Here is a 21,104-nt window from a genome sequence, read left to right on the forward strand (position 1 = left end):
TCAGACCGGCAATTCGCCGCGGCTATCTTTGCGTTTATAAACCAATATGGTCAGTACCAGCGGCACCACAATCGCCACCAACATAGCCAAAGCATAAATCGCCCAGAACTGCGGTTGGATGGACAAAATACCCGGCAGACCACCGACGCCAATACCGTTTGCCATCACCCCGGTTAGCCCACAAATCAGGCCAGCCAGTGCCGACCCAATCATCGCGCACAACATCGGGAAGCGGTATTTCAAGTTAATACCGTACATTGCCGGTTCAGTTACACCGAGATAGGCTGAAATCGCCGCGGGGACTGAGATTTCGCGCTCATTAACCTTACGGCTAATAATGATAATGCCCAGCACCGCCGAAGCCTGTGCAATATTAGACAAAGCAATCAGCGGCCAAACTGGTGTGCCCCCCATGCTCTGAATCATCTGCATATCAATGGCCAGAGTGGTTTGATGCACACCGGTTATAACTAGCGGCGCATACAGGAAACCAAACAGTGCAGCGCCAATAGGGGCGAAGCTGCCGGTCATCACCGCTTTCACACCCCATGCCACACCATCACCCACCATGCGTCCAAATGGCCCAATCAAAGTATGAGCAAGGAATACAGCCAGCAGCAGAGAAACTACCGGCACAACCACCAAATAGAGGTAAGCAGGAATAATTTTTTTCAGATTGGTTTCAATCCAGCCTAGTGCTAAACCCGCCAGAATAGAGGGAATAACCTGCGCCTGATAACCCACTTTTTCGATGGTGAACCAGCCGAAGTTCCATACTTCAGGGATCTGTTGCCCCAACAGATAGGAATTCATTAACTGCGGAGAAACCAGTGTAATCCCTAATACAATCCCCAATACCGGCGTGCCGCCCATTTTCTTAACAGTTGACCAGCAGATAGCAACGGGCAAGTAGAAGAAGATGGCTTCGCCCAGTAACCAAAGGAAGTCATAAATGGTTTTCCACGCCGGATACATTTGCGCCAGCGTTTTGCCATCCGACATCGGGATGTCACCAATCACATTACGGAAACCGAGGATCAACCCCCCGCTGATCAAGGCCGGTAACAGTGGAAAGAAGATCTCGGCAAAGTGAGAAATGCCGCGCTCAAACCATGTCATATTCTGTCGCGCGGCCAGCTTGGTTTGCTCTTTATCGACTTCATTCTGACCAATTTTAGCAATCAATGCCTTGTAGTAATCATCGACTTCCGGCCCGATAACCACCTGAAATTGCCCGGCATTGGTAAAGCAACCTTTGACCATCGACAGCTTTTCTATCTCTTTTGGAAATGCTTTCGATGGGTCATTTAACACAAAACGTAACCGGGTAATGCAGTGGCTGACGGTGGCAATATTTTCTTTGCCTCCCACCAGTACGATCAATTGATCGATGTCTTGTTGTTTCACTTTGCTCATTTCAACATACCTTTCGTAAAGGTGGGGTAGCATACTGAATTGTAAGATTTTTTTAAAAAATCAGTCCATTCTGTCTTGAACAAAAAACAAATTAAAAACAATTGTCGGTCATAAAAAACAATAGCTGATTAAATATTTAGCTATTTAAAGGTTAGCTAGGTATTCATTTTTATGGAATGGGAACGTTCCCAACTTGGGTTCAAGATCACAACTTGATAATTTTTTGTACGTTTATCCATCGAAAGTAAGTCATTACAAAAGCGCCCCACCACTCAATTCAGAATGAGATGGCAGGGAGCATTACGATATAAAAGGAAGCATCAAGCCAATTGGCCGGGGATGATAATCTGTTGAATAGATTGATTATTGTTAAGTTGATCAAGCAGTTGCTGTGCTGCCTTGACACCTGCACTGCCATAGCCCAGCTCCACAGATAGGCTATTAGGGAACAAGAAACTCAAGAGCGGCGTATTCCCGATGCCGCAAACCTGGATGTTTTGCTGCCCTTGTTGTTGCAAGTACTTACTTACACCCATGGCGATGGTGTCAGAGGCGCAGACCAATGCTGAGGTATCCGGTTTTATCACTTTAGGCGCTAACTGGAAGCCGCTCTGATAACTCAATTCACCCAACGCAACTGTCGGCGTCAAACCATGTTGCTGGCAGTAATCAAGATAAGATTGGTGGCGACGCAGGCCGGTCGTGGCATCCGTAGGCTGCACGCCGATATAACTGATATGCCGATGTCCAGCCTGGCGCAGTTTATCCATCAGCAGCCGCACCGCGCCTTCATCGTCATAGCAAACCGAAGAAAAACCTGCATATTCGCGCGCCAATACCACCATTTTCTCCTGCCACGGCGAGAGCATTTCAGCGGTTAACCCCGTGAAACCAAACAAAATGACGCCATCCACATGGCGTTGTTGTAAAACGTGCAGATGCTCACTGACTAATTTGGGATCAAACTGGCTCTCCATCAAAATTGGGTCGTAACCCTGCTGATAGAACAGCGGCAACATGGTGCGCACCGCCTGATTCTCAGACGGAGAGTCCAGACGTGAGACAATAATCCCCACCACTTTATCACTCTGCCCCCGCATGGCGCGGGCCGACTTTGACGGAGTAAAACCCTGTTGACGGATAACCGCCTCAACTCGCTCGCGAGTGTGTGGGCTGACACTGCCTTCGTTATTCAAAACCCGTGAAACAGTGGATTTTCCAACGCCACTCATGCGGGCAATGTCCTTAATGGTCAAACGGTTTTGCATGGTTTACCTAATGTTTAGGTTTGAATATATATAATAAACTGATTATTTATAGCTACCGTATTATTGATATTTACTGGAACAGTGGGAAGACTTACATGCTCGGAATCAGACTCAACGCATGATATCCCCATGACTGGTAACACGTTATTACCCTAACGGATAAGATAGCCGTCAGGGTGATTTTTGCCGTGGCAACAATAATAATACGGTTTACTGTCTGTATAGCTGCTTGAGTGCTATAGCTTCAAGCTCAAGCAAAATGTTTCTTCACTCACCGGAGGTTAATTACCCAGTGGACCCTGTTCCCTCGACCTGCACCCTTTGGGGTGTGCCGGTAAGGTAATCCCCCGTCTGACGTGGCTGCCTTATCGGATAATAATAATCTGAGAGGCAGTTACTGCGCGCTTTCCCTGCGTTGGTTTCTGCTGCTGATGTTTTTGCCCTTTTTACGGCAGGTTTGCCGTGGGCGCAACCTGAAGATCGTTTCATATCGCCTCAATAATTCGAGTGGCAGGAAATCGGCCAGCTTGAAATATGGCGGATATCACGATTGCAGGGCATGACAGTAAGGTTTGAACCATGCAAGTTAAAAATTTCACTCGGCAATTGCTCAATGTATTGAGCCGCAACCTGCCCCGCCGCCTAATCCGCCGGGAAACCATGCTTGAAGGGCTTTCTGCGGGAAGTACGGCTAAAGATATCCCGGCAGACCTGACGCTACAGCGTTTGCAATGTGCCAATGAAGCGCCCCAGCAACTCTATCAGCGTTTTCACAGCCATCCCGAGGGCTTGACTGAGCAGGAAGCCGAGGCGATTCGCCTAAACAGCGGCAGTAATCTGATTGAAAATCAGCAAGCTACCCCTTGGTGGGTTCATCTTTGGCACTGTTATCGCAATCCCTTTAACTTGCTATTGACCATTCTGGCACTGATTTCTTATGCCACTGAAGACCTCACTGCTGCACTGGTAATTGGTGCCATGGTGCTGATTTCCACCCTGATGCATTTTATTCAAGAGGCCCGCTCAAACCGCGCTGCAGATACTCTGAAAGCCATGGTGAGCAACACCGCGACAGTAATACGCAGCGATGCTCATACTGGAAAGAGTGAGCACCGCGAGCTGCCTATCGCCCAGTTGGTGCCCGGCGATATTATCAAGTTGTCTGCTGGCGATATGATCCCAGCAGACCTGCGCATTCTGGCGGCGAAAGATCTGTTTATCAGCCAGGCCGCCCTGACCGGGGAATCTCTGCCGGTTGAGAAAGTGGCGCAATGCCGTGAATGTGATGAACAGAATCCATTAGAGCGGGATACCCTGTGTTTTATGGGGACTAATGTGGTGAGCGGTTCTGCGCTGGCAATCGTCATCGGCACCGGTAACCAAACCTATTTTGGCCTGCTGGCTGAGCGCGTAACTCACCAGGATGAACAACCCAATGCTTTCCAAAGTGGCATCAGCAAAGTCAGTTGGTTGTTGATTCGCTTTATGCTGGTTATGACACCCATTGTGTTACTGATCAATGGATTTACCAAAGGTGACTGGTGGGAAGCCGCGCTGTTTGCCCTCTCCGTCGCCGTGGGTTTGACTCCAGAAATGCTGCCGATGATTGTCACATCGACATTGGCAAAAGGGGCGGTGAAGCTGTCAAAACAGAAAGTAATCGTCAAACGACTGGATGCTATCCAGAACTTTGGGGCGATGGATGTTTTGTGTACCGATAAGACCGGCACTCTGACCCAAGATAAAATTTTGCTGGAGAGCCATACCGATGTATTTGGTGCGAATAGTGAGCGAGTACTGCGCTATGCCTGGCTCAACAGTTACTACCAAACCGGACTGAAAAATCTGCTAGATGTGGCGGTATTGTCTTCCATGACGAACTCTGCCGCAGCTGAATCCCAGTCGACTGACATGTTGGCGGGTTATCGTAAAATCGATGAAATTCCGTTTGATTTTGAGCGCCGCCGCATGTCAGTGGTGGTCAGCGATAAATCGGATTATCACGAGCTAATCTGCAAAGGCGCATTGGAAGAGATGCTGTCCATTTGCCGCCATGTCCGCCAGGGGGATGAAGTTATCCCGATGACCGATGCACTGCTGGCGCGCATCCGCCGTATTACCGATGAGCAAAATCAGCAAGGGCTGAGAGTCGTTGCCGTCGCAACGCGGATTTTACCGGCATATCAACGAGATTATGCGGTTATCGACGAATATGACCTAATTCTTGAAGGCTATATCGCCTTCCTCGATCCGCCCAAAGAGAGTACGGCTCCCGCGCTGTTGGCATTGAAAAACAGTGGTGTCAGCGTCAAAATTCTCACCGGTGACAATGAATTAGTCGCGCGCAAAGTCTGTAAAGATGTCGGGCTGTCTGTCGAGAAAGTCTTGCGGGGCCATGATATCGAACAGATGAACGAGGCAGAACTGACTGAAGCCACCCGCACCACCACGGTGTTTGCCAAGCTAACACCGATGCATAAAGAGCGCATTGTACAAAACCTGCGTAATGCGGGCCATGTGGTTGGTTTTATGGGGGACGGCATTAATGATGCCCCAGCCCTGCGGGCGGCTGATATCGGGATTTCAGTAGATTCGGCCGTCGATATTGCCAAAGAAGCGGCCGATATCATTTTGCTGGAAAAGAGCTTGATGGTTCTGGAACAAGGGGTAATAGAAGGCCGCCGAACTTTCGCCAACATGCTGAAATATATAAAAATGACGGCTAGCTCTAACTTCGGTAACGTTTTCAGTGTGCTAATTGCCAGTGCATTTTTACCCTTCTTGCCGATGCTGCCCTTGCATCTGCTCATCCAAAACCTGATGTATGACATCTCCCAGATTGCCATTCCGTTTGATAACGTCGACGAAGAGCAACTGGCTAAGCCGCAACGCTGGAACGCCGGCGATCTTGGGCGATTTATGGTGTTCTTTGGGCCGATAAGTTCAATCTTTGACGTGTTAACGTTCAGCCTGATGTGGTGGGTATTCAAAGCTAACACACCAGAAATGCAGACTTTATTTCAATCTGGCTGGTTCGTCGAAGGGTTGCTGTCCCAGACCTTGATTGTGCATATGATTCGTACCCGTAAGATTCCCTTTATTCAAAGTCGCGCCTCATGGCCGTTGTGTTTGATGACATTGGCGGTTGTTGTTGTCGGTATTGGCCTAACCTTCTCGCCACTGGCTGGATTCCTGCAATTACAGGCGTTGCCGCTATCTTACTTCCCATGGCTGATTTTGATCCTCACCGGCTATATGGTGACGACGCAGTTAGTGAAAGGATGGTTTGTGCGCAGATATGGGTGGCAGTGATATTTTTTATTGGGTTATTGGTTCGGTTGCGGCCACCTGGGTTAAGTCATCAGTGAAGCTCTAACAACCGAATCAATCTAACAAAAAATCAAATACGACTTAAACAATCAATCGCGATGGCCTTAAAACTATCAAAATGCTGGCTACTCAATAAACGGCTCATTGAGCGCTCGCGCACAAAGGTCACGAACAGGTCATAAATTGCCATCGCTTCTTCATAATCGGTTTTACTGATCGCCAGCAAAAAAATTACATGCGCGACCTCACCCTCCCCCCAAGCTATGCCATCAGGTGCTAATAACGTGACCACCACGGTTTTCTTAGCTAATAGGCCCAGTGAATGTGGCAAAGCAATCCCCTCGCCCAGCATGGTGGAGACTATCGCCTCTCGCTCCACGACAGAGGGGTAAAAATCCGCATCAACAAACCCTTCTTCTTCCAACTGACCACAGACTTTTTTGAATAACTGCTCTTGAGTCATTGGCTGGTCAATAATCATAAAATGTTGGTTATCAAAGAATTTTTCCAACATGTAAGGTCGGGTGCGATCAACTAACACCAGCTTCCCGAGCTGCTCTAATTGATATTCCGTCGGGAAAGGTGACATCACCACCACCGGCTTGTTTTTTTCTGCCAGCCGTGAATTGGAAATAATGAAATCTTCGTCGATATGGTCAAGATTTTCGTAATCTCGCAGGGAAATAGTCTGTGTCATGACAATTTGCGGATACTTACGGGAAATCTGCGCCTGAATCATGCGAGTGGTAGAATTTCCTGTGTCACACACCAACATCACCTGCGGATGGCGCTGGTAACCAATATTGTAATGGCGCTCCAGCCCGACCCCAATATGTAACACCAGATAGCCAATTTCATTTTCACTTAGGCTGTAAGGGGTATATTTACCCCAACTGGAAACGGCTGCCAATGTCACATCATAGGCCATAGGATAATGCTGTTTAATATTGGATAACAGTGGGTTAGGAATAGTAATCTGATATTTCACCCTCGTTATCATGGTCTTGATATGGGTGAGTAAATCAACTCGTAGCTGCTTATCGCCCTGCAAATTGTAGTTATAGTGGGTATTGATATACGTGAGAATATAATCCACCAATGTCTCTTCGTCATCGGCGTTAATTTCACTCGGGCGGCTGGTGTTGGGCGGGCTGGCCTGCACCCGACGAGCAGCAATATTCACCCGTAAGTAAGCTTCTTCTGCGGCTGAAATATCTTTACCGGATAACAGCTTGAGTTCATTCGCCAAACGACCTGAGGCCAACTTAACCGCCTCGTCCACATCTTCTGCATCAAAATCGGATAACGGATAGCCGTCAGTGATACGTTTTATCGCCACCGCACAGTAAAAAATCAGGTATTGCTCGCCCTCATCGGTTAAGCGCACGGCGTATTGTGCAAGCAATTCATGCAGTAACCCGGTCAGCTCCGGTATGGTCTGGATGCTTAAAAACTCATTTTTTAATAATGGGTTATCGGCATCTTGCAGTTGTAACTGAAACAGTAAATCCGTCAAACAGGTGCGAATAGCTAATTCCGTACCGAATAACTTCATGCCATAGCGGGGCTTAGTTTCAATGGTCAGATGGTAACGGTTTAACCTTTCTCTCACCTCAGCCATATCATTTTGCAATGTGCCACGGCTAACAAACCATTCATCGGCTAAATCTTCCAGCTTCAATGAAAAAGCAGAGGTCAAAAAACGGATTAACAGATAATGCACCCGCTCATTGGCAGTACGTGGGGTCAGGTGCATCTTACGATTTTGCGGCTGTAGGGTACGGAAGCGGTCAGCATCCTCCACCACCAGCCGATAGCCAAAACCACGGTTATGCACAAAGTGTGCGCCATAATGCTCAAGGATCTCATTCAACGCCGTGATATCAGCCCGCACTGTCCGTGTTGAAACCGCAAAGCGTTTCGCCAGCTCCTCCTGAGGTAGCGTTTCCGTTTGCAGAGCATCGAACATATAGGCCAGACGTTGATAAGGAAATCTCACTGCTCCACTCCGTTATTTAGAACATTAGCATCCCCCTGCCGACATAGCCGTAGGGGGCGCGTTATCTCACATCATTTTTCCTGTGCAACCGGCACAAATACCATTTGCGATGGACTGCCCACGGCGGTATAGCCCGGTACAAAGGTCAATTTGCCACTTTGTGGGGAGACTTTAAAGCGAGTTATGTTGTCGCTGCGTTGATTCATGGCGTACAGGTAGTGCCCGCTGGGGCTGAGAACCAAAGTGCGTGGATAATCACCGCGTGTCCACACGTCCTCTATCGGCTTAAATTCACCATCAGCCGTCACGGCAAACAGACCAATACTGTTATGCAAGCGGTTTGCTACATACAAGAATTTGCCGTCTTGCGAGAGTGCCAGACCTGCGGCAAAGTTAGTGCCACGAAAGTCCTTTGGTAAGGAAGATATAGTATGTAACTGTTTCAATGTGCCTTTTTCCGGATTCAACTGATAGCTGGTCAGTGTTGAGGCTTCTTCATTGATCAAAAATAAGGTTTTACCGTTAGGATGGAATACAAAATGGCGCGGGCCAGCACCGGCCGATGAAGCGCTGATGAATGGCGGAGAGTTAGGTATCAATTTGCCATTATCTGCATCAAACCGGTATTGATAAATTCTGTCCAGCCCCAAATCGGTGGCGAACACAAATTTGCCATTCGGCGAACTGGCGACCATATGAGCATGGGGGCCATTGTGGTCACTGATGGCAAAGCTCCCTTCGACCGCGGCCACGGGTTTCGCTGCCCCCGCCGGGCCTTCATCTTGCTGCACTGAACTGGCATCGGAAAGTCTGCCGCCGCCTTGTACCGGGAAAGCAGCCACGGAACCGCTGATATAGTTGGCGACCAGTAAATGGCTACCCGATGGGGTTAAAGAGAGATATACCGGCCCGCCGCCCTGAGAATCAACCTGATTAATCAACGTCAAACTGCCATCAGCCGGATTAATGCTGTAAGCGGCAATAGCGCCGTGTTTCCCGCCATTATAATCCGCGACTTCACTGGCGACATATAAGGTTTTGCCCTGATTATCTACCACCAGTTGCGCCGGATTGGCCAGTGAACTGACCAAGGTTTTCTCCGTCAATTCACCGGTTTTAGGATCAACCTGTAGCCGGTAAACCCCTTCACCATTCGGGTGATAAGTCCCGACGTAAGCGAATGATTTATTGGCAGTCTGTTCGGCGTAGGCCAGCGGATTAAACAGCACAACCGCCGCCAAAGTGATGCCCGCTGACAGGTTTTTTAAGCCAGTCAGGTCTGTTAAATCAGATTCTGTTGAGCTGTTATGCATATGGGTCCTTACTCATAGGGAACAATTATCGAATGGTATGGATCTATCCAACTTCACAGTCAGAGCACCCAGCAGGGCACTCTGTGGACATCGCCGCTCTATCAATTTTTATGCCAATAAATCAGAACGTTACTGCACGATTTTCTTTACTATGTTCAATAAGGTTTTCACATCTTCTGGGCGAGTATTGCCTGTTTTGCTATCAATAATTGAGCTATAGATATGCGGGATAACTTTGGTGACACCCGCATCCAGCGCGATTTGCACTATTTGCTCGAAATTATCCAGATCAATACCGCCAGTTGGCTCCAGCCAGAAACCCGTCGCCGCGCAAGCCTCGGCCACAAAACGGTATTCATCAATAGAGTCCAATCCATTCATCGGGAAGAATTTTACTGAGCTGCCCCCCATATCTTTCAGCATGGCGATGGCGGTCGTGACCGGAACAATGGCGTCTTTTTGTTGTGAACTCAGTGGGCCAGTAGATATCTTCACATAGCCCACTTTGCCTGTGGGTGAAATCAGGCCATTGACCACAGTCTGATGCTGGCCCAGCAAAGCGCGGCTGGTGCCAACACCGGTAAAGACCTGATTCACATGCTGCGGCTGTACTTGCTGTGAAATCTGGCTGACCATAGCCGACTGTTTGGGATCACCAGCACCCAACCCAACCGACAATGCATTGTCGATAAGGGCGGCATACTCGCGCATGTCTTTGACTGCGCTGTCGACATCCGGGTAATGCTTCGATAACACCCCCACCAGCACATGGCCTTCAGCGGCCTGATAAATCTCGGGTGCATTGTCTTTAGAACCGGCCAGCACATTCAAGCACACGCGGTCACAGTAATAATTTGGGGTCAGTTTCATCGGTCAGGCTCCCTTAACCAAGCGGTTAATACAGGTGTAAATCGTCTCAAGCTGTGATGGCGTCACGCTGCGTACATCCACCTCAATCTTGCCTTCGTTAGCTTTGTAAGCACGGAAGTAAATGGCAATTTCGCCATTTTTGAGTGCATCGACCAAATCTGGGGTCGACCGACCTATTTGGGCCTCATCAAAACTGATTTCAGTGCGGGCAATATCACGTCCCGCCGCATCCCAAACCACTTTGGCTGAGACGCCGTCAATGGTATTTAGCTGACTGATGAAAGAGGCCATTTTCTCAACCATCTGCTGGCCAGTTTCTTTCTCCAGTGTCATGTAGCTTTCAATCGCGCGGGTCAATCCAAGAATGCCTTCCTTACCGACTTTCATCGCCCGACCAATGCCATTGGATTGCAACTTCACCCAATCCACATAGGTTTTCTTGCCTAATACCAAGCCGCTGGTCGGCCCTTCAATGGCTTTGGCACCACTGTAAATCACCAAATCAGCCCCCATTTGGTAGTAGCATTGCAAGTCTTCTTCCGCCGCGGCATCGACAATTAATGGCAATTGATGCTTACGCGCAATCACCACGGCTTGCTCAACAGATAAAATGCTTTTTTGCACACAATGATGGGATTTTATATACAAGATCGCCGCAGTATTGGGTGTGATTGCAGCTTCTAGTTGTTCCGGTAAGCACTCATTGGCATAACCAGCTTCCACCACTTTGCCGCCGCCTAATGTCACCATGGTATCAACCGGCGCACCAAAGTTAACATTGTGGCCTTTGGGCACGATAATTTCATGGGGCACAGTACGCGGTGCGGCGTGCAGGTTAACCAGTAAGTTAGCATTGTCTTTGACAATCACGGCGGCGACGGACTGGGCAATCCCGGCAGAGGCGCAAGACACCACCACCGCACTTTCCACATTCAGTAAGTTCGCGATATAAGCGCCAGTTTGATTCACCAGATCTTTCATTACAAAGTAATGATTCAGACCCAACTCCACGGCCTCAACCACATCTTGGCGGGGTGTCGAAACCCCCAGCATCGTCATGCGGCCAGAAGCATTAATGACATGCTTTAACTGGTATTTTTCATAAACTGAAGACATCTTTTAACTTCCCTTCGTCAGTTAATACTAAGTCACCGGCGACAACCGCAGCCAGTGGCACCAGAGACTTCTCACCGGTTACCGATTTACCTTCTGAATCACTGAAGACCTTAGGCTGTTGTTTTAACTCAAAAATGGTCAAATCCGCGTCATAGCCTGCATCCAGCCGCCCTTTATCAGTCAGGCGCAGAGCATGGGCGGCATTTTCAGTCACACAGCGAATGACTTGCTCAAGAGTCAGGCCGAGGGTGAAAAATTTAGACATCACAGTCGCCAGGCTATGTACTGGCCCATTTAGACGATTGCGGCAATAAATGTCGGAACTGATGGTGTGCGGGTAAATACCTTGCTTGATGGCAAGTTCTGCCACATCAAAGCTGAAACTGGCACTGCCGTGGCCCACATCTAATAATACGCCGCGTTTCAATGCCCGCTGGATAGATTCACGCAATGCGCCCGCTGGCGTCAAAATTCGGTTTGGTTTGCCGTTGTAGCAGTGAGTAATAATGTCACCTTGTGTCAGTAAGTCGGCAATTTCATCCAAGTCCGGCGGGTTATTACCGATATGCACCATCAGCGGCAACTGATTGTTTTCTTTTTGAATTTCTTTAGCCCGAACTAATGGCTTGATGCCATTTTTGCCCACCACACTGCTGCTCATTCGTGCTTTAATGCCGATAATAAAACCGGGATTGCGAGCAATGGCTTGACTGACACTTTGTTTATCAATCTGCGCCATATCCGCTAATTCGTTTTGCGTCACGATGCCCGTTTTCGCAATATTCAGGAAAGCATAAACATGCGTTTTGGCCGCACGAGTTAAGCGGTAAAAATCATCCACATCATTAGCACCAGTGCTGCCGGCATCCACCACAGTAGTGACGCCGCTGGCAACACCGACTAAATCGGCTTCATCATGATAAATAGGTGATGCGGAGTAACAATGCACATGGGAATCAATCCAGCCCGCACTGAGGTAATATTTCCCGGCCAGGTCCAACACTTTTTTAGCGGAATTAATCGGATATTTTGCCTGATTTTCGTTATCTTCAGAAATAACCGCGCTGACAGCGACTATTTTTCCGTCATTAATTGCGACATTAACCTGCCGGCCGTCAACTAATAATGCCCCTGTGATAATAAAGTCATACATTATCTTATACCCTTCTTACTTGACGTCGCAGCAGAGTAAATATCCAGTTATTTGAATATTTACCCCGTGGATTAGGAAATTGCGACTGGGAAAATAGACCCTAAAATCATGGCCCCCAGAATTGCGCCACCGGTAATAGGTTTGTTCCACAGATAAAACAGTAATGCACCGGCCAAAGAACCAATTCCAATAGGAATGGATGCAGTAATGGCAGACAAAATAATCAATGGCCCCAAGAAACGGCCAGACGAATTACCGGCCCCCATCATGACATCAGCGCCATAAGTTGAGTTACTTTGGTTAATCGTAAATTTACGCGCCAAAATAATCAGATAACCAATCGCCAGACCAATCACCAGACCCGTCACTAAAGATGCGGCGAAATTAGCAACTGGAAAAACAAATCCGGCACCCAATAATAATGCTGGCACACCCAGACCAACACCGGTTTGAATGGCCCCGCCAATATCTAAAATACCGACCAGTGAACCTTCAATAATACGGGCGAATAAGAAGCTGGCACCAAATGCAGCCACTGCACCATAAACCCCGGTGTCCATCCCCGCACGTAGCATGGAAACAAATGCCACTTCGTTAAATGCGCCGATACCATATAAATAATACATATGAGTACCTGCGAATACGCCGGAGGATAATAACCCTACAAATATCGGAAATGACCAATCGGCATACCAGAAATTATTTTTGGTTTGTTCATCCATCATCAAGCTCCTCTCGTTGTGTTATTTTCCGCTTAATGCGTTATGAATAGTATCGAGCCAGACTGGCGCACTCAGACTGAATGACTCCAGGAATTTCAGATCGAAGCCACGGAAGAAACCACTGAGAACGAATAATAAAACAATCACTGTCATCATGATTTTAGTGACTTTATTCCAGCCGCTTTCCTCAACACCTTTACCAATTAAAATCCCCAAAACCAGACCTGGTACTGCGTTACCCATAATTAACTGTGCCAAACCACCGAAAATAGTGGCCCAGAAACCAGAGCGCCGCCCGGCATCAATTGCCGCTAACCAGAAAATAACAGGCATCACGGTGTTAACCAGAATATTCGCCGCAGGTACCAGCACTTTAATTGCCGTAACTTGTAATGCTGCGGGTACTGCCGATGCCGTGGTATTTAAGAAACTGACAACAATAACCCCGATAATCCCGCAGGCAATCGCCATCTTTTTCGGGTTATGCATGGTTTCCGCCACATTGCGATTTTTAATCATCAATGCTGCTGCACCCCAGTTAGGAATAATGCGGTGGTCGACATCCTGAGTGAAAGCACCCGCGGCCACTGAAGAAGCCCAGGCGTTGAAGAAGAACCCTAACCCAAAGGAGAAATGCGAAGCCGGATCGCCCTCACACGAGTTCAACTCGCCCAAGGTACGAAACGCCCCCATTCCCTGTATGGTCGGCGCGTGGAACATACGGGCGGCCCCAACACCAACCCCCACGCCGACCAATCCGCCGATAATAATCGACTTAAAAAGAATGATTAGAAACATCAGTATATCCTTTTCATTTAGATATGAAGACGACTTTATCTGTATTAATGATTGTCACACTCACGGTAATATCTAATTCAACGCTGTACGTTTTCCTTTCTCGCGGCAGGAAAAAGTATAAAAACTTTTCATTTTTTACTGATAATTCTGCTTTTAATACTTTTACGTCTTGTGGTTCGATTCTCAGTAAAATATTTTGTGTCGACTTCAACACTGTATTCTGAACATTACCGAGCGCATTAGCGAAAGCTTTACCTTTGGTATCGCCTTTACCTTTGACTTGCACCTGAGTGGTATATTGCTCTTTCATTACGGTTGACCATATTTCTTGATATAGGCTTCCACTAACTTTTGCCCTAATTCTTCTTTATCCATAAATCCGAAACCTAATACCTTGCAGCCTTCGTTTATTGCCGTCACACCTTCTTCCACTGAACGCATGCCGTATTTTGCTTTGTAACCATATTTATTTTGTGCAGTAATAGCACCCGCACCACCACTGCCACAGAATGAAATACCGAAGTCGGCCTTTTCGCTATTCATCACATCACCCAGTTTCATATCTGCGGCCACTCCGGGAATAACTACAACGCGGCCACCGGCTAATTCAACACCTTGACCTACTTTCTGGCCTTTTCCTAAACGGTCGCCAATCACAACGGTAATTTGACTCATAGTCTCTTCTCCAGATCAGTATTTTATGGGTTATTATCTTTCGCTACTTCGAAATGCACTGATAACAGATACGCTTCTTCAATAGGTAAATTGGCAAATTTATTGACCACTTGCTGAGCCATTTTCATCGAATGTGCTGAAATCTCATCAAATAATGATTTATCCACTTCTGGTAATGGCTCGCCCGTTATTGAACGCAACACCATGGCCCGAATATGTGATGTCAACATCTGTTGTTGAACGGCATTAGTAAAAATATTTTCAGCATTTAACATCGCGGTAATTTCAGCTAATACCCGCTCGGTGATGATAATTGCCTCTTCCATTCCAGGGTCCTCGGCTGCATTCAATGCGGCTACATCATTCACGCTGGCAATCCTCTATTCTTTGCTACTACAACTTTCTGACTGCAAAGATAAGTTCAGTTATTTATCCGTCATCCCTTGCCTTTGCGCTATAACATCACCCTACCTGCAAGCGGAATAGGTGTGTAGCGGCTTTTTTTCCAGTTCAAAGTGGAAATGTAATGGGCCGGCGGGATCACTTTCGCAAAATAGGTATGTTAGGTAGCTAACTTAATCATTAACAACAAAATAACTTTTATATAAATGCGCAGTGAAAGCCTGCGGTGGAAAAAAGTTCGTGATCCGGATCTCTTTCTTTTCTAGCCGGAAGAGCCTAATATCAGATTAATATTAAGCTATTTTCTAACACCCCCTCTCCTATGGCGTGGGGGTGTTGTTTTTATGTTTTGCTGAAATTGAATTGGAGAGTGGTATGACCAAGCCAACCATCACGATTAATGAGCTGGATGCTGAACGTTTGGATGCGTTACTGGCGCAACCGGCTTTTGCTGGTTCTGTGGTCGCAACAGCGCTCAATGAAGAACTGGATCGTGCAGAAATTCTTCCCCCTAATGCTATCCCGGCAGATGTGGTGACCATGAACAGTCGTGTGCGTTTTCGCGATCTGAACAGCCAGGAAGAACATATCCGCACATTGGTTTATCCAGCATCACTGAAAGACAGTAATGAGCAACTATCAGTTATGGCACCTTTAGGTGCTGCATTGTTGGGGTTGCATGTTAATGACGAAATTAGTTGGAAGTTGCCGGGTGGGGATGAAGCCCGCATTACCGTGCTGGAATTGCTTTACCAGCCAGAAGCTGCCGGTGAATATCACCGCTAGTCACTTCTCAAAACCATTGGCGTTACAGCTGGCCACACTGTAACGCCAAGAGCGGGGAAGACTATTAGCGGAATTTCTTGTGGTAAGTATCGCGGGTCGGTTTAAAGTCTTGTGCGGCCTTTTTAGCTTCATCGAGCTTGCCCTGATCAGCTAATGCCAGTGCCCCATCAATCTGCCCAATCAATAAATCCAAACCGTGTCGGAACTCTTTGACTTCGGGGCTATCTTCCGCTTTGTTTTTCAACTTGGTAGGGATCCCTTTCTGTGCATCCTGTGCCGCCACTCGCATCGCCTGTAAACCTTTCTTGATTACATCAGTTGAGTCGGCTTTCAACACTTTGCCGTAATTCTCGGCAATAGTATCCATGTTATCTGCAACAGTCGCCGCCATCGCCAGACTGCTGGCACTGAGTAATGCCGCCGCGATTAATGCCATGATTGTCTTGCCCATTTTGCTTCCTTATAATTATTGTTAAGTTAATACTTATCATTGTTACATTGCTCCTACTTACCATAGGCAATAGGAAACAAAACTGACAATAATTTTTTGTAATCAGTTGAAAATGGGATCGAGTGGAATTTAGGGCAAAAAAAAGCTGGCAACAAGTGCCAGCCTTAGATTCACAACAACACGATATTATTCGCCAGCAATCTTCATGGCAGGTAATAAAATAGAGCCACACTGAATGTTACTGCGGGTTTCGATATCACTGCCGATACTGACGATATTGCGCAGCATATCTTTCAGGTTACCGGCGATAGTTATCTCACTGACCGGATACTGAATCTCACCGTTTTCAACCCAGAAACCCGCCGCACCACGCGAATAATCCCCGGTCACAGTGCTAACTCCCTGGCCCATCAATTCGGTCACAACCAGACCTTTATCCAGTTGCTTGAGCATACCTGCAAAATCCTGGCCCTGACCGGCAATCCGCCAGTTATGGATGCCACCAGCATGTCCGGTGCTTTGCAGCCCCAATTTACGGGCAGAATAACTGGTCAGCAAATAGGTTTGCAGCACCCCATCTTTGACGATTTCGCGCTGCAGTGTGCGCACACCTTCACTGTCAAATGGCGTCGAAGCAAGGCCGCGCAGTAAATGCGGGTATTCTTCGATAGTCAGCCACTCAGGTAGAATCTGCTTGCCGAGGTGGTCAAGCAAGAAAGTGGACTTACGATAAATATTGCCGCCGCTGATAGCAGAAACTAAGTGGCCAAACAGGCCAGTTGCGACTTCTGCGGCAAACAGCACGGGCGACTGCATGGTGGGCAGCTTCCGTGGTGACAAACGAGATAAAGTACGGCGAGCGCACTCTTCACCGACCCACTCAGGGCTGGCTAAATCTTCCATTCGGCGGCCAATGGTATAGGCGTAATCCCGCTCCATATCGCCACTGTGCTCAGCAATCACACTGCTGGAAAGTGAATGGCGGCTTGAGCAGTAGCTCTGCAACATACCGTGGCTATTGCCAAAGACCTTGATGCCATAGTGGCTATTAAAACTGCCGCCTTCGGTATTGGTAATGCGTTTATCCGCCTGCAATGCCGCTTGTTCTGCCCGTGCCGCCAGCAAGATACCTTGCTCAGCATCCAAATCACTCGGGTGGAACAAATCTAAATCCGGCGCATCAAAAGCCAGTAAGAATTTTTCAGCCGGGCCAGCATAAGGATCCGGTGAAGTATAACGGGCGATATCCAGTGCAGCCTGAACCGTACGGGCGACAGCATCTGGATTTAAATCAGTGGTGGACGCGCTGCCTTTCCGCTGCTGGTGATAAACCGTGATTCCCAGCGCACCATCACTGTTGAATTCCACGTTTTCCACTTCACCAAAGCGGGTGCTGACACTGATTCCGGTGGTTTTGCTTACGGCAACTTCGGCCGCATCAGAACCCGCGCGGGCCAATTCTAAGGCCTGTGCAACTGCTTGTTCCAGCGTTTTTCGCTGTTGTGCAACTTGAGTGACTACTTTCATCAGTCTGCCATAATTAATGAGATAATCGATCAGGAAAGTGTCGTAATACGACGACTTACACGGATAAAATATAGAGCGCCATGGTTCTGAGTCTATCAGAGATCTTTGTACAATTTCGCAGAAAGCCAACAACCTGCTACGATTAGCCTCTTTTTAAGGAATTTGACCATGAACAAACAGCCCGAAGACTGGCTAGATGAAGTCCCAGAAGATAAAAACGACGATGACGATGAGATTATCTGGGTCAGTAAAAGTGAAATTAAACGTGATGCCGAAGCGCTAAAAGATCTCGGTACCGAGCTGGTTGAGCTGGGTAAAAACGCGCTGGAGAAGATCCCCTTGGATGAGGATCTGCTGGCAGCCATTGAATTGGCACAGAAAATCAAGAAAGAAGGCCGACGTCGCCAACTTCAGCTAATTGGTAAAATGCTGCGTAGCCGTGATGTAGAGCCAATCCAAACCGCATTGGATAAACTGAAAAATCGCCATAACCAGCAAGTTTCGCTGTTCCATAAACTGGAAACACTGCGTGACCGTTTGGTTGAAGAAGGTGATGATGCAATCCCTACCGTGTTGGAATTGTATTCAGAGGCTGATCGCCAGCAATTGCGTAGCTTGGTGCGCAATGCTCAGAAAGAGAAAGCTGCTAATAAACCGCCAAAGGCATATCGTCAGATCTTCCAGTATCTGCGTGAATTGGCAGAGAAACAGCAGTAATCGAGCGGCAGACGAAATCTATTTAATTAGGTGTAGTTGCCGCAGGCAGCTTGAGTGCGGACAGCGCGCAGAACCCGCAGCGTACACAGAGTACGTGAGGAGTTCGAGCACTGCCCAAGCTCAAGATGGCCAGTAAAAAATAGCCTGTTCAGGCGATATTAAATCGTAGGCTGCCTGCCAGCTCCTCTTCTGCCTCTTCGAACAATAAAACTATTGCCCCAAAACGGCGTTTCCGGCGGTGATTGAAATGAATAAATTCAATCTCTACCGGTAAAGCTATCTCGCCCGTGACGACATCCCACAGAGCATCCAGATTGGCGCCAAAGCCTTCACTCAGCGCAAACTGTTGGGAAAACGCGCGATAAAAAGCTGTAAGATCAGGTATATGGTCAAAATCGAATACCACTTTTACCATCTTTTCACTCCATCCGAATGAAATGCTTGTAGTGATCCTGAGTCAGATAAATCAGGCCGTCATTGGAGTAAAGCAACCGATCAGTGCCCCGATGCCCACAGCGATAATTCACATCAGCTTCACGCCAGTTGCGGCCTTTAGCGTCGGGCAGTTGGTGTTCACGGTTAGAAAACCTGTCACCACCAATCGCTTTTCCTGGCAGCACCTTACACAAATTCCCTTCTTTGGGATTCCAGCCCTTTTCACGCGCCTGCTGTTTGGTGATATAAAAATCCGGCAGACGGTGATGAGCTTGCAAGTATTTTACCACCTGTTTGTGCTGGGTGAGCTGCTCAATAGGAACCGGGGCTGATGGCCGCGAGCGCTCCAGATCTGGCGACTGACCAATATCACGTGCCGTGACACCGTCAATACCCTGAAATGCAGCCACCGCTAGCAGCAGTATTGCCCCCAGAATAGTGATAAGTCGCTTATTCATGGTTCTCCTTAACCCTCAAGCTGCTGCTCATTACGATAACCTATGCCGTATCATCTGATTTATAAATTGCCCAAATGCAGAGTTTTAACTTCCATAAATTCATCTAAACCCAACACTGAACCTTCACGACCAAGACCAGATTCTTTCACACCGCCGAAAGGGGCTAACTCAGTGGAAACCGAGCTTTCATTCACACCAATCATACCGCTTTCCAGTGCGTCTGAAACTCGGAATACCCGCTGCAAGTTCTGAGTATAAAAGTAAGCCGCTAATCCGAATGGCGTGTTATTCGCCCGCTTAATCACTTCTTCTTCCGTTTTGAAACGGAAACAAGCAGCCAGGGGGCCAAATGTCTCTTCAGAAGCCACTTTCATTTGCTCCGTTGCATCAGCAATTACAGTGGGTTGGAAGAAATTCCCTCCCAGTTCATGGCGGTGGCCACCGGCCAATAATCGCCCACCTTTCTCAAGCGCATCTTTCACATGGTCTTCCACTTTCTCCAACCCTGCCAGGTTAATCAGCGGCCCCATATTGACGTCTTTATCCATGCCGTTGCCGACTTTCAGTTTCTTAACTTCAGCGGCCAGCCGATTAACAAACGCGTCATAGACACCCTCCTGAATATAGAAACGGTTAACACAAACACACACTTGCCCAGCATTGCGGAATTTACAGGCCATGGCCCCCGCAATGGCAGCATCTAAATCGGCATCATCAAAGACGATATACGGCGCATTACCCCCCAGTTCCATGGAGATTTTCTTCATGGTGGCTGCGGCATTGCGCATTAAGGTCTTGCCCACTTCAGTCGAGCCGGTAAAGGAGATTTTACGCACTTCAGGGCTGGCCATGATGGCATCGCTGATAGCATGGGTATCACCGGCAACGCCATTTAGCACCCCCGCTGGCACCCCCGCTTGCTCGGCCAATGCCAACAAAGCAAAGGCGGAAAGCGGTGTATTGTTAGCTGGTTTAATCAGCCCGGTACAGCCAGCCGCCAGCGCAGGCCCCAGCTTGCGAGTCAACATCGCCAGCGGGAAATTCCATGGCGTGATAGCCGCCACCACACCGACCGGTTCACGAGTGGCCAGAATTCGGGCACCTTCTTTGGCCGGCGGAATGATTTCGCCATTGGCCCGTTTAGCTTGCTCACTAAACCATTGAATAAAGCTGGCGGCATAAGCCACCTCACCTAATGCTTCTTTCAATGGTTTACCTTGCTCAGAAACCATAATCTCAGCCAATGATTGCTGATGTTCCATTATCAGCAAATACCAGCGCTGTAAAATCTCTGCCCGTTGTTTCGCAGGGGTTTTGCGCCAGGCGGGAAAGGCCTCGCTGGCAGCTTTAATAGCGGCTTCTGTCTCTTTTTTACCGGATTTAGCCACTTTTGCCACCAGTTCACCGGTCGCAGGATTGCGAACTTCGAAAGTGTCTGACGCCTGATGCCAAGAACCGCCAACAAAGTAGCCTAAATGGTATACACCGTCGTTGTGTCGTTGAAGTTGTAATGGATTTTGTGCTGACATCTTGTCGACCTCCTGAGGGGAATGATGCCCCCCATCAATGGAGGGCTAGGAAGGATGGCTCAATCTTAAGTATATACCCAAAAAACGTGGAGTTGCAGATAGGCAGCAACTGAACGAATCCCGATGAACTGACACACAT

General features: G+C 48.0%; 20 protein-coding genes. 3 read left to right on the forward strand and 17 right to left on the reverse strand.

The annotated features are described in order from the left end of the window. The gene (treB, locus tag F0T03_RS19130) at positions 1 to 1,416 is read right to left on the reverse strand and encodes a PTS trehalose transporter subunit IIBC (protein ID WP_159680113.1); all 1,416 of its coding nucleotides are present in this window, start codon (positions 1,414 to 1,416) and stop codon (positions 1 to 3) included. Positions 1,417 to 1,736: 320 nt separating this feature from the next. Next, on the reverse strand, positions 1,737 to 2,684 hold the full coding sequence (gene treR, locus F0T03_RS19135) for a trehalose operon repressor TreR (RefSeq protein ID WP_159680115.1): 948 nt from the start codon (positions 2,682 to 2,684) through the stop codon (positions 1,737 to 1,739). A gap of 579 nt (positions 2,685 to 3,263) precedes the next feature. On the opposite strand from treR, the gene mgtA reads away from it, so the two are divergent. Next, on the forward strand, positions 3,264 to 5,996 hold the full coding sequence (mgtA, locus tag F0T03_RS19140) for a magnesium-translocating P-type ATPase (protein ID WP_159680117.1): 2,733 nt from the start codon (positions 3,264 to 3,266) through the stop codon (positions 5,994 to 5,996). A gap of 88 nt (positions 5,997 to 6,084) precedes the next feature. Here mgtA and F0T03_RS19145 read toward each other — a convergent pair whose 3' ends face one another. The 10 genes from F0T03_RS19145 to F0T03_RS19190 all read right to left on the reverse strand — a co-directional run bounded on the left by F0T03_RS19145 (position 6,085) and on the right by F0T03_RS19190 (position 15,028). Further along, positions 6,085 to 8,013, reverse strand: a complete 1,929-nt coding sequence (locus tag F0T03_RS19145) for a BglG family transcription antiterminator (protein ID WP_145555178.1) — start codon at positions 8,011 to 8,013, stop codon at positions 6,085 to 6,087. A 71-nt stretch (positions 8,014 to 8,084) separates the two neighbouring features. Beyond that, positions 8,085 to 9,326, reverse strand: coding sequence for a lactonase family protein (locus F0T03_RS19150; protein ID WP_159680119.1), 1,242 nt, complete (start codon positions 9,324 to 9,326; stop codon positions 8,085 to 8,087). Between the two features lie 129 nt (positions 9,327 to 9,455). After that, a complete protein-coding gene (gene dagF / locus F0T03_RS19155) occupies positions 9,456 to 10,196 on the reverse strand; it encodes a 2-dehydro-3-deoxy-phosphogluconate aldolase (RefSeq protein ID WP_159680121.1) in 741 nt (246 codons plus the stop codon). Between the two features lie 3 nt (positions 10,197 to 10,199). Further along, positions 10,200 to 11,312 (reverse strand): DgaE family pyridoxal phosphate-dependent ammonia lyase, encoded by a 1,113-nt coding sequence (locus F0T03_RS19160; RefSeq protein ID WP_159680123.1) that lies wholly within the window; start codon positions 11,310 to 11,312, stop codon positions 10,200 to 10,202. After that, the gene (locus F0T03_RS19165) at positions 11,296 to 12,465 is read right to left on the reverse strand and encodes an amidohydrolase/deacetylase family metallohydrolase (protein ID WP_159680125.1); all 1,170 of its coding nucleotides are present in this window, start codon (positions 12,463 to 12,465) and stop codon (positions 11,296 to 11,298) included. The genes F0T03_RS19160 and F0T03_RS19165 overlap by 17 nt, the downstream gene beginning before the upstream one ends. A gap of 71 nt (positions 12,466 to 12,536) precedes the next feature. Further along, on the reverse strand, positions 12,537 to 13,187 hold the full coding sequence (locus tag F0T03_RS19170; RefSeq protein ID WP_032911553.1) for a DUF4310 family protein: 651 nt from the start codon (positions 13,185 to 13,187) through the stop codon (positions 12,537 to 12,539). A 21-nt stretch (positions 13,188 to 13,208) separates the two neighbouring features. Then, positions 13,209 to 13,985 (reverse strand): DUF4311 domain-containing protein, encoded by a 777-nt coding sequence (locus F0T03_RS19175; protein WP_004392358.1) that lies wholly within the window; start codon positions 13,983 to 13,985, stop codon positions 13,209 to 13,211. Positions 13,986 to 13,998: 13 nt separating this feature from the next. After that, positions 13,999 to 14,295, reverse strand: a complete 297-nt coding sequence (locus tag F0T03_RS19180; RefSeq protein ID WP_145555172.1) for a DUF4312 family protein — start codon at positions 14,293 to 14,295, stop codon at positions 13,999 to 14,001. Beyond that, the gene (locus tag F0T03_RS19185) at positions 14,295 to 14,660 is read right to left on the reverse strand and encodes a glycine-rich SFCGS family protein (RefSeq protein ID WP_004392359.1); all 366 of its coding nucleotides are present in this window, start codon (positions 14,658 to 14,660) and stop codon (positions 14,295 to 14,297) included. Before F0T03_RS19185 ends, F0T03_RS19180 begins: the two co-directional genes overlap by 1 nt. 23 nt (positions 14,661 to 14,683) lie before the next feature. Beyond that, positions 14,684 to 15,028: a glycine dehydrogenase gene (locus tag F0T03_RS19190; protein WP_145555171.1), complete on the reverse strand. Its 345-nt coding sequence runs from the start codon at positions 15,026 to 15,028 to the stop codon at positions 14,684 to 14,686. Positions 15,029 to 15,437: 409 nt separating this feature from the next. On the opposite strand from F0T03_RS19190, the gene rnk reads away from it, so the two are divergent. Continuing rightward, positions 15,438 to 15,848, forward strand: a complete 411-nt coding sequence (gene rnk, locus F0T03_RS19195; RefSeq protein WP_005174306.1) for a nucleoside diphosphate kinase regulator — start codon at positions 15,438 to 15,440, stop codon at positions 15,846 to 15,848. 64 nt (positions 15,849 to 15,912) lie between these two features. Here rnk and cybC read toward each other — a convergent pair whose 3' ends face one another. Together cybC and pmbA are read right to left on the reverse strand one after the other, a co-directional pair. Beyond that, the gene (gene cybC, locus F0T03_RS19200; protein WP_145555170.1) at positions 15,913 to 16,299 is read right to left on the reverse strand and encodes a cytochrome b562; all 387 of its coding nucleotides are present in this window, start codon (positions 16,297 to 16,299) and stop codon (positions 15,913 to 15,915) included. 186 nt (positions 16,300 to 16,485) lie between these two features. After that, the gene (gene pmbA, locus F0T03_RS19205) at positions 16,486 to 17,826 is read right to left on the reverse strand and encodes a metalloprotease PmbA (RefSeq protein ID WP_159680127.1); all 1,341 of its coding nucleotides are present in this window, start codon (positions 17,824 to 17,826) and stop codon (positions 16,486 to 16,488) included. A gap of 168 nt (positions 17,827 to 17,994) precedes the next feature. Between pmbA and yjgA the strand changes: the two genes are divergently transcribed. Next, positions 17,995 to 18,543 carry a ribosome biogenesis factor YjgA gene (gene yjgA, locus F0T03_RS19210; RefSeq protein WP_145555168.1) on the forward strand — a complete coding sequence of 183 codons (549 nt, stop codon included), beginning with the start codon at positions 17,995 to 17,997 and terminating at the stop codon, positions 18,541 to 18,543. Between the two features lie 148 nt (positions 18,544 to 18,691). On the opposite strand, the gene F0T03_RS19215 is transcribed toward yjgA, so the two are convergent. The 3 genes from F0T03_RS19215 to F0T03_RS19225 are packed head-to-tail and all read right to left on the reverse strand — an operon-like array spanning position 18,692 to position 20,965. Then, a complete protein-coding gene (locus F0T03_RS19215; protein WP_159680129.1) occupies positions 18,692 to 18,958 on the reverse strand; it encodes a barstar family protein in 267 nt (88 codons plus the stop codon). Positions 18,959 to 18,962: 4 nt separating this feature from the next. Then, the gene (locus F0T03_RS19220) at positions 18,963 to 19,436 is read right to left on the reverse strand and encodes a ribonuclease (RefSeq protein ID WP_162526987.1); all 474 of its coding nucleotides are present in this window, start codon (positions 19,434 to 19,436) and stop codon (positions 18,963 to 18,965) included. Positions 19,437 to 19,495: 59 nt separating this feature from the next. After that, the gene (locus tag F0T03_RS19225) at positions 19,496 to 20,965 is read right to left on the reverse strand and encodes an NAD-dependent succinate-semialdehyde dehydrogenase (RefSeq protein WP_145555166.1); all 1,470 of its coding nucleotides are present in this window, start codon (positions 20,963 to 20,965) and stop codon (positions 19,496 to 19,498) included. Positions 20,966 to 21,104 lie beyond the last annotated feature (139 nt).

The sequence above is a fragment of the Yersinia canariae genome, assembly GCF_009831415.1.
Taxonomy (GTDB): Bacteria; Pseudomonadota; Gammaproteobacteria; order Enterobacterales; family Enterobacteriaceae; genus Yersinia; species Yersinia canariae.

Excerpts from the sequence above, each read along its gene's own strand:
- treB (WP_159680113.1), bottom strand. The coding sequence starts at position 1,416 with ATGAGCAAAGTGAAACAACAAGACATCGATCAATTGATCGTACTGGTG.
- treR (WP_159680115.1), bottom strand. The coding sequence starts at position 2,684 with ATGCAAAACCGTTTGACCATTAAGGACATTGCCCGCATGAGTGGCGTT.
- mgtA (WP_159680117.1), top strand. The coding sequence starts at position 3,264 with ATGCAAGTTAAAAATTTCACTCGGCAATTGCTCAATGTATTGAGCCGC.
- F0T03_RS19150 (WP_159680119.1), bottom strand. The coding sequence starts at position 9,326 with ATGCATAACAGCTCAACAGAATCTGATTTAACAGACCTGACTGGCTTA.
- dagF (WP_159680121.1), bottom strand. The coding sequence starts at position 10,196 with ATGAAACTGACCCCAAATTATTACTGTGACCGCGTGTGCTTGAATGTG.
- F0T03_RS19160 (WP_159680123.1), bottom strand. The coding sequence starts at position 11,312 with ATGTCTTCAGTTTATGAAAAATACCAGTTAAAGCATGTCATTAATGCT.
- F0T03_RS19165 (WP_159680125.1), bottom strand. The coding sequence starts at position 12,465 with ATGTATGACTTTATTATCACAGGGGCATTATTAGTTGACGGCCGGCAG.
- F0T03_RS19170 (WP_032911553.1), bottom strand. The coding sequence starts at position 13,187 with ATGGATGAACAAACCAAAAATAATTTCTGGTATGCCGATTGGTCATTT.
- F0T03_RS19175 (WP_004392358.1), bottom strand. The coding sequence starts at position 13,985 with ATGTTTCTAATCATTCTTTTTAAGTCGATTATTATCGGCGGATTGGTC.
- F0T03_RS19180 (WP_145555172.1), bottom strand. The coding sequence starts at position 14,295 with ATGAAAGAGCAATATACCACTCAGGTGCAAGTCAAAGGTAAAGGCGAT.
- F0T03_RS19185 (WP_004392359.1), bottom strand. The coding sequence starts at position 14,660 with ATGAGTCAAATTACCGTTGTGATTGGCGACCGTTTAGGAAAAGGCCAG.
- rnk (WP_005174306.1), top strand. The coding sequence starts at position 15,438 with ATGACCAAGCCAACCATCACGATTAATGAGCTGGATGCTGAACGTTTG.
- cybC (WP_145555170.1), bottom strand. The coding sequence starts at position 16,299 with ATGGGCAAGACAATCATGGCATTAATCGCGGCGGCATTACTCAGTGCC.
- pmbA (WP_159680127.1), bottom strand. The coding sequence starts at position 17,826 with ATGAAAGTAGTCACTCAAGTTGCACAACAGCGAAAAACGCTGGAACAA.
- yjgA (WP_145555168.1), top strand. The coding sequence starts at position 17,995 with ATGAACAAACAGCCCGAAGACTGGCTAGATGAAGTCCCAGAAGATAAA.
- F0T03_RS19215 (WP_159680129.1), bottom strand. The coding sequence starts at position 18,958 with ATGGTAAAAGTGGTATTCGATTTTGACCATATACCTGATCTTACAGCT.
- F0T03_RS19220 (WP_162526987.1), bottom strand. The coding sequence starts at position 19,436 with ATGAATAAGCGACTTATCACTATTCTGGGGGCAATACTGCTGCTAGCG.
- F0T03_RS19225 (WP_145555166.1), bottom strand. The coding sequence starts at position 20,965 with ATGTCAGCACAAAATCCATTACAACTTCAACGACACAACGACGGTGTA.